Raw genomic sequence first — 7,725 nt, 5'->3', positions numbered from 1 at the left:
GCGCATTGAGCGGCGGGGTAGATTCATCTGTAGTTGCCGTGCTGATTCATAAGGCAATTGGCGATCAGCTGACTTGCATTTTTGTGGATCACGGTCTCTTGCGCAAGGGCGAAGCGGAAGGAGTCATGAAGACTTTTTCCGAAGGCTTCAACATGAATGTCATTAAGGTTGACGCCAAGGATCGCTTCCTCAGCAAGCTGGAAGGAGTATCAGATCCTGAACGAAAGCGGAAGATCATTGGCAATGAATTCATCTATGTGTTTGATGATGAAGCCACAAAGCTTGAAGGAATTGAGTTCCTTGCCCAGGGCACTCTTTACACCGATATTATCGAAAGCGGAACAGCTACTGCGCAGACGATCAAGTCCCATCACAACGTCGGCGGCCTTCCTGAGGACATGCAGTTTAAGCTGATTGAGCCACTGAATACACTCTTTAAGGATGAAGTAAGGGCACTTGGCACAGAGCTTGGCATTCCGGATGAAATCGTATGGCGCCAGCCGTTCCCTGGACCAGGGCTTGGCATCCGCGTGCTGGGAGCAATTTCGGAAGAAAAACTTGAAATTGTCCGGGAATCTGATGCCATTCTTAGAGATGAAATCAAGAAGGCGGGGCTGGAACGCGAAGTTTGGCAATATTTCACGGTGCTCCCTGACATCCGCAGCGTTGGCGTGATGGGCGATGCCCGCACATACGACTATACTATCGGAATCAGGGCCGTCACCTCGATTGACGGAATGACCTCCGATTGGGCGAGGATTCCATGGGATATACTCGAAATCATCTCCACCCGGATCGTCAACGAAGTCCCGCACATCAACCGGGTCGTGTACGACATCACAAGCAAGCCGCCAGCGACTATTGAATGGGAATAAGAAAAGCGGAAGCCCCCGTTCAGCGGCGTATGGACTGGAGCACGGCGACTGAGATAAAGGAAACACGAAGAGCGTAGCGATTCGATGTTGACTTATCGCAGGGAGGCGAGCGAAGTCCACTAGCCGCTGGGGGCTGCAGCTGGACAGCAAGAAAAGCGGAAGCGGCTGTCCAGCCCCGAAAAGTACTGGAGGGCCAGCAGTTGAAGGCGTTCTTTGCCTTCAGGTGATGGACCGAAGTGTCTCGAGGGGCTAGCCGCTGCAGCTGGACAATAAGAAAAGCGGAAGCGGCTGTCCAGCCCCGAAAAGCACTGGAGGGCCAGCAGTTGAAGGCGTTCTTTGCCTTCAGGTGATGGACCGAAGTGTCTCGAGGGGCTAGCCGCTGCAGCTGGACAATAAGAAAAGCGGAAGCGGCTGTCCAGCCCCGAAAAGCACTGGAGGGCCAGCAGTTGAAGGCGTTCTTTGCCTTCAGGTGATGGACCGAAGTGTCTCGAGGGGCTAGCCGCTGCAGCTGGACAATAAGAAAAGCGGAAGCGGCTGTCCAGCCCCGAAAAGCACTGGAGGGCCAGCAGTTGAAGGCGTTCTTTGCCTTCAGGTGATGGACCGAAGTGTCTCGAGGGGCTAGCCGCTGCAGCTGGACAATAAGAAAAGCGGAAGCGGCTGTCCAGCCCCGAAAAGCACTGGAGGGCCAGCAGTTGAAGGCGTTCTTTGCCTTCAGGTGATGGACCGAAGTGTCTCGAGGGGCTAGCCGCTGCAGCTGGACAATAAGAAAAGCGGAAGCGGCTGTCCAGCCCCGAAAAGCACTGGAGGGCCAGCAGTTGAAGGCGTTCTTTGCCTTCAGGTGATGGACCGAAGTGTCTCGAGGGGCTAGCCGCTGCAGCTGGACAATAAGAAAAGCGGAAGCGGCTGTCCAGCCCCGAAAAGCACTGGAGGGCCAGCAGTTGAAGGCGTTCTTTGCCTTCAGGTGATGGACCGAAGTGTCTCGAGGGGCTAGCCGCTGCAGCTGGACAATAAGAAAAGCGGAAGCGGCTGTCCAGCCCCGAAAAGCACTGGAGGGCCAGCAGTTGAAGGCGTTCTTTGCCTTCAGGTGATGGACCGAAGTGTCTCGAGGGGCTAGCCGCTGCAGCTGGACAATAAGAAAAGCGGAAGCCAACTAATTTAAATACGAACAATAAAAAGCGAACATTGTTTAATGTTCGCTTTTTATCTTGACGTGGTCAAAAAGTCCTGCTAAAATAAAGGTGAAATCAATTAAATACTAATATTCGTCGTATAATCTTGGGGATATGGCCCAAAAGTTTCTACCGAGCTGCCGTAAATAGCTTGACTACGCGGATTGCAACTGGATGTTTTTTATATCCTTTTCCCGTTCTTTTGCATCTGCAGTCAACGCTATGGTATACCGTAGCGTTTTTTCTGATTTTTGGGCAGACTTGTAAGAGACGATTTAAACTTAAGGAGAATAGTGATGAAAAAATACTTTCAGTTTGACGAGTTAGGCACTAGTTACCGCCGTGAATTCGTCGGTGGAATGACTACCTTTCTGGCAATGGCCTATATCCTTGTCGTTAACCCATTAGTTTTGACATTGGCAGATGTTCCCGACCTGCCTGACGCCTTGCGGATGGATGCTGGAGCCGTTTTTGTGGCAACAGCGTTATCAGCGGCTCTAGGTTCCCTGATTATGGGCCTCTGGGCAAAGTACCCGATCGCCTTGGCGCCGGGTATGGGATTGAATGCCTTCTTTGCTTATACAGTTGTTTTAGGCAGTGGGGCTCCATGGCAGCATGGCCTTGCAGCAGTGTTTGTTTCGGGTGTTTTCTTCCTGCTCCTGACGTTTACAGGGCTGCGCGAGAAAATCATTAACGCCATCCCTGGTGAAATGAAGTTTGCCGTAAGCGCGGGGATAGGCCTGTTTATTACATTCCTTGGTTTTCAAAATGCAGGCATTATTGTAAATAATGATGCTACTCTGGTTGGTCTTGGAGACCTTACAAGCCCTAATACCCTGCTTGCCATTTTCGGGCTCATTGTAACGGTTATTATGATGACACGCGGAATTAACGGTTCTGTATTTTATGGAATGGTCCTTACTGTTATTGCTGGTATAACCTTTAATCTGATTGATACTCCGGCACAGATTGTTGGGCCGGTGCCAAGTCTTGAACCAACTTTTGGAGCTCTTTTCTCGGCGTTTGGGGATCCTGCATTTTATACAACGACCATGCTTGCTACAATTTTAACTTTCCTGTTTGTCGATTTCTTTGATACGGCGGGAACATTGGTGGGAGTTGCGAATCAGGCGGGCTTAATGAAGGAAGGCAAGCTGCCGCGCGCAGGAAAGGCGCTTTCGGCGGATTCAGCGGCAACTATTGTTGGCTCCCTTTTAGGAACATCGACTGTAACTTCATATGTCGAGTCCTCTTCAGGTGTAGCGTCCGGAGCGAGAACCGGATTTGCGTCCGTTGTAACGGCTGGATTCTTCCTGCTTGCACTGTTTTTCTTCCCGGTTCTGTCTATCATTACCGCCCCAGTTACGGCCCCGGCATTGATCATTGTGGGTGCGCTGATGGTTTCCTCTCTTGGAAAGATTGATTGGAGCCGTTTTGAAATTGCTGTGCCTGCTTTCCTGACCATTATTGTTATGCCGCTTTCCTACAGCATAGCTACAGGGATTGCAGCCGGATTTATCTTTTACCCGATCACAATGATTGTCAAGGGCCGTGCCAAAGAAATCCATCCGGTTATGTATTTCCTGTTCGCCATTTTTGTACTGTATTTTATCTTCCTGGCTTAAATCCAGGAAAAGGACCCAGATTCGTTTGGGTCCTTTTTTATGTCTATCCTTTTCCATTGACTTCTGATGCTGCCTTTAATAACATTGTACTAATCTATGAATGCGCTTAAAAAGAGGTTGGACGATGTCTGAGTTGATTGTAAACAAGGTTCTGAATAACAATGTCCTGATTGCCGGACACCCGGAATTTGGCGAGGTTGTTTTAATTGGCAAAGGAATTGGATTTAATCGGAAGCCAAATGAAGTGATTGAAGGGACCCAGGCTGAAAAGCTGTTTGTCCTGAAGGATTCGAAGGAACAGAAGAACTATATTAAGCTCCTGCCTTATTTGGAAGATGACCTCCAAAAAGTGATTATCTCAGCGATCCAGCTGATAAAAGAAAAGACGGATGCCGAGCTTAATGAGCATATCCACGTAGCATTGACTGACCACCTAATGTTTACTGTAAGCCGTCTTTCCCAAGGAATGGAGATACGCAATCCGTTTTTGGTCGAAACAAAAACGCTGTATCCGAAGGAATATGAGTTGGCCAGGGAAGTGCTTGGGCTTTTCAGGGAAAAGGTCCAGGTGGAATTGCCTGAGGGCGAGGCTGGATTTATCGCTCTTCATATTCATAGTGCTGTCACCAATAAGGAAATATCAGAGGTCAATCAGCACTCCCGGCTTGTGACAGACTTGGTGAATATGATTGAGGAACAGCTGGATATAACCATTAATAAGGAAAGCGTTGATTATATGAGGCTGGTCCGGCACTTGCGATTTGCGATTGAGAGGGTAAAGAATCAGGAAAAAGTGGAAGAGCCAGAAAAAATCGCTTCCCTATTGAAAGAAGAATATCCGTTATGCTATAATCTCTCTTGGAAACTCATTAAAGTGATGCAGCAAACCTTGAAGCAGCCTGTTTTTGATGCTGAAGCGGTTTATCTGACGATGCATCTGCAAAGGCTTCAGAAGAAAACAAAATAGCACTGTTAACCTTTTTTACGTGTTACTGATTTGATCAGGCATGAGTAAAGAAGATGATTAATGGAAGTATATAGGGATATACCATCCTTTTGGGGGTATTTTAACTATGACTTCTTTTAATTGTTTTCTTGCTCATGCCTTTTTTATTTGGTTTGTAAAAACGCTTGATGGGTTGAAAGAAACTTGATGAGGAGGATTAATCTTATGTTTAAAAAAGCTTTTGGCGTTTTGCAGAAAGTTGGTAAAGCGCTTATGCTCCCTGTTGCATTATTGCCGGCAGCAGGTATCCTGCTTGCCCTTGGAGCGGCACTTAAAAACCCGGCGCTATTGGAGCTTGCCCCGTTTTTAAATAACGCCGGGGTAGATGTGGTTGCGACGGTAATGCAGAGGGCGGGGGATATTGTCTTCGGCAACTTGCCTCTGTTGTTTGCGGTCGGGGTAGCCGTTGGTCTTGCTGGCGGGGAAGGAACCGCTGCACTCGCTGCCATCATTGGATACTTAATTATGAATGTAACAATGGGGGCTGTTCTAGGCATCACTCCCGATGATGTCAATGGGTTGAACTACGCCAATGTTCTAGGCATCCCAACCCTTCAGACTGGTGTCTTTGGCGGAATCATCGTTGGTATTCTTGCTGCAGCCCTTTATAACCGGTTCTTTGAAATCGAGTTGCCATCTTATTTGGGCTTCTTTGCAGGTAAGCGGTTTGTGCCGATTATTACAGCGGCAATGGCCATTCTCCTTGGGTTGCTTATGCTTATCATCTGGCCGCCAATCCAAAGTGGCTTAAATGCCTTCTCCCAAAACATGGTGCACGCGAATCTTACAGTCTCAGCGTTTATATTCGGGTTAATTGAACGTTCATTAATTCCGTTTGGTTTGCACCACATTTTCTACTCGCCGTTCTGGTTTGAATTTGGCCAGTATACAACTCTTGCCGGCGACGTGGTCCGCGGTGACCAGCGAATCTTTATGGCGCAGATTACTGATGGAGTACAAGAGCTTACAGCTGGAACATTTATGACAGGTAAATTCCCATTCATGATGTTTGGCCTCCCTGCTGCGGCGCTGGCTATCTACCATGAAGCAAAGCCTGAGCGCAAAGTGGTTGTCGGCGGTTTAATGTTATCAGCTGCCTTAACATCTTTCCTTACGGGGATTACGGAACCACTTGAATTCTCATTCTTATTCGTTGCTCCGCTTCTTTTTGCGGTACATGCCGTTTTTGCAGGGCTGTCTTTCATGACCATGCATCTATTAGATGTAAAAATCGGAATGACCTTCTCGGGAGGATTGATCGACTACGTTCTATTTGGACTGATTAATCCGCAAACCAATGCATGGCTTGTTATTCCGGTCGGTTTGGCCTTTGCTGCTATTTACTACTTTGGATTCCGTTTTGCCATCCGCAAATTCAATCTTATGACTCCAGGGCGCGAAGCTGTCCAGGAAGAGGAGGAAGGTTCCAAAGGGAAAACCGGAGATCTTCCATACAATGTACTGGAAGCGATGGGCGGCAAAGAGAATATTGCGCACCTTGATGCATGTATCACACGACTTCGTGTATCGGTTAACGACATTAACCAGGTTGATAAAAATGAACTGAAAAAACTTGGTGCTGCAGGTGTCCTTGAAGTCGGAAACAACATCCAGGCAATTTTTGGACCGCGTTCCGAAACCATCAAAGGACAAATGCAGGACATTATAAAAGGTAAAAGGCCGCGTCCGGTTGAAACGAACCAGGCCTTAGAGGTAGAACAGCAGATTGAAGAAGTGAATCCTGAAGCACTGCAAACGAAACATCAAGGCGGCGATGCATTTGTTTCTCCTATTAAGGGAGAAATCAAGCCAATTACCGAAGTTCCAGATGCTGTATTCTCAGGGAAAATGATGGGGGATGGCTTTGCGATTGAGCCATCCGAAGGTCTAGTGATATCCCCTGTCAGCGGAAAAATCGTCAATCTGTTCCCGACCAAGCATGCCCTGGGCATCCTGTCGGATAACGGCCGTGAAATCCTGATCCATGTAGGGATTGATACGGTTAATCTCAAAGGACAAGGGTTTGAAACGCTTGTTAAGGAAAATGATACAGTTGAACCAGGCCAGCCATTGCTGAAGTTCGATCTTGAGTATATTAAAAATAACGCAACCTCAACCATCACTCCGATTGTATTTACGAATCTGAGCGAAGGTGAAAGTGTCGGACTTAAGAAACCTGGCAATGTGGATGCTGGAGAAAAGAACATTATTGAAATTAATAGAGGCTAAATAGAGAAAAGGTTCCCGTTGGTGTGACGGGAACCTTTTTTTGGGAAAACATTTTCCAAATAAAAACAGTTAAATTTATGTTGACCATAATCGATGCAGGTGCTAATATAAGTAAGCAGTCGCAACGAGCGGCTAGGGCGAAAGAGTTGATTGGTTAACAACAGAAATCTTTTAAAAAAGATGTTGACTAAATTTGACCTTCGTGTTATATTAATTAAGTCGCTTACGAGCGATGATTGCTCTTTGAAAACTAAACAAACAAGCGTCAACAAACAATAATATTCATGGCTTCTATTAATAGAAGAACATGAGCCAACGTTTTATTTTATGAGCTAATCACTCTTTTATTGGAGAGTTTGATCCTGGCTCAGGACGAACGCTGGCGGCGTGCCTAATACATGCAAGTCGAGCGGACTTGAGGGAGCTTGCTCCCGATGGTCAGCGGCGGACGGGTGAGTAACACGTGGGCAACCTGCCTGTAAGACTGGGATAACTCCGGGAAACCGGGGCTAATACCGGATAATTCATTCCCTCACATGAGGGAATGCTGAAAGACGGCTCCGGCTGTCACTTACAGATGGGCCCGCGGCGCATTAGCTAGTTGGTGAGGTAACGGCTCACCAAGGCCACGATGCGTAGCCGACCTGAGAGGGTGATCGGCCACACTGGGACTGAGACACGGCCCAGACTCCTACGGGAGGCAGCAGTAGGGAATCTTCCGCAATGGACGAAAGTCTGACGGAGCAACGCCGCGTGAGCGAAGAAGGCCTTCGGGTCGTAAAGCTCTGTTGTCAGGGAAGAACAAGTACCGGAGTAACTGC

At 47.8% G+C, this 7,725-nt stretch carries 5 protein-coding genes, 1 rRNA gene and 1 riboswitch; of the genes, 5 read left to right on the top strand and 1 reads right to left on the bottom strand.

The genetic code is table 11. The annotated features are described in order from the left end of the window. A partial coding sequence (guaA, locus tag WQ57_RS22070) for a glutamine-hydrolyzing GMP synthase (RefSeq protein ID WP_046525883.1) occupies positions 1–875 on the top strand: 875 nt, incomplete at its 5' end. A 19-nt stretch (positions 876–894) separates the two neighbouring features. Here guaA and WQ57_RS22065 read toward each other — a convergent pair. Next, the gene (locus tag WQ57_RS22065; RefSeq protein WP_046525882.1) at positions 895–2,025 is read right to left on the bottom strand and encodes a hypothetical protein; all 1,131 of its coding nucleotides are present in this window, start codon (positions 2,023–2,025) and stop codon (positions 895–897) included. A gap of 95 nt (positions 2,026–2,120) precedes the next feature. Further along, positions 2,121–2,222, top strand: a riboswitch (purine riboswitch). 118 nt (positions 2,223–2,340) lie between these two features. Between WQ57_RS22065 and WQ57_RS22060 the strand changes: the two genes are divergently transcribed. From WQ57_RS22060 to WQ57_RS22045, 4 genes are all read left to right on the top strand, one after another. Continuing rightward, positions 2,341–3,669 (top strand): NCS2 family permease, encoded by a 1,329-nt coding sequence (locus tag WQ57_RS22060; protein ID WP_046525881.1) that lies wholly within the window; start codon positions 2,341–2,343, stop codon positions 3,667–3,669. 124 nt (positions 3,670–3,793) lie between these two features. Then, entirely contained in the window at positions 3,794–4,636 is an 843-nt protein-coding gene (gene glcT, locus WQ57_RS22055) for a glucose PTS transporter transcription antiterminator GlcT (protein ID WP_046525880.1), read from the top strand. 204 nt (positions 4,637–4,840) lie between these two features. Then, positions 4,841–6,904, top strand: a complete 2,064-nt coding sequence (gene ptsG / locus WQ57_RS22050; RefSeq protein WP_046525879.1) for a glucose-specific PTS transporter subunit IIBC — start codon at positions 4,841–4,843, stop codon at positions 6,902–6,904. Between the two features lie 344 nt (positions 6,905–7,248). Beyond that, positions 7,249–7,725: ribosomal RNA gene (locus tag WQ57_RS22045) — 16S ribosomal RNA — on the top strand; the annotation flags it as partial.

Origin of the sequence: Mesobacillus campisalis, assembly GCF_000986785.1 — a bacterium.
Lineage (GTDB): Bacteria > Bacillota > Bacilli > Bacillales > Cytobacillaceae > Mesobacillus_B > Mesobacillus_B campisalis.
The sequence above is the reverse complement of the archived record's forward strand: the minus strand, read 5'-3'. Positions and strand labels throughout refer to the sequence as shown.

What these genes read in the sequence shown, in the direction of transcription:
- WQ57_RS22060 (WP_046525881.1), top strand. Translation starts at nt 2,341, where the DNA reads ATGAAAAAATACTTTCAGTTTGACGAGTTAGGCACTAGTTACCGCCGT.
- glcT (WP_046525880.1), top strand. Translation starts at nt 3,794, where the DNA reads ATGTCTGAGTTGATTGTAAACAAGGTTCTGAATAACAATGTCCTGATT.
- ptsG (WP_046525879.1), top strand. Translation starts at nt 4,841, where the DNA reads ATGTTTAAAAAAGCTTTTGGCGTTTTGCAGAAAGTTGGTAAAGCGCTT.